The 298-nt window shown below is 72.5% G+C and carries 1 protein-coding gene; it reads right to left on the reverse strand.

Features of this window, described 5'->3' with window-relative positions:
- Nucleotides 1-298, reverse strand: a 298-nt coding sequence (locus J0695_RS42240; protein ID WP_206970095.1) for an AMP-binding protein, incomplete at both ends; no start/stop codon positions are given.

Raw genomic sequence — 298 nt, forward strand, 5'->3', positions numbered from 1 at the left:
CTCGTGCATCTCGCCGGCGATGGTGGCGTGGGTGAAGATGACGCCTTTGGGTTTGCCGGTGGTGCCGCTGGTGTAGACGATCGCGGCCGTCTCGGAGACGTCGGACACCGGCGGCACGACGGGGGCGTGGGTGCCGTCCCGCAGGGACCGGACGTCGCTCTGGAAGGACTTGAGGACGACCCCGGGCTGCTCCCGGCGGGCCTTCTCCAGGCGCTCGCGCAGCGCGTCGTCGCCGTAGACGACGGTCGGCTCGCAGTCCTCCAGGAGCCCGGCGAGCTCGCGGGCCACCATGCGGGGG

The sequence above is a fragment of the Streptomyces beijiangensis genome (genome assembly GCF_017315755.1).
Classification (GTDB): domain Bacteria; phylum Actinomycetota; class Actinomycetes; order Streptomycetales; family Streptomycetaceae; genus Streptomyces; species Streptomyces beijiangensis.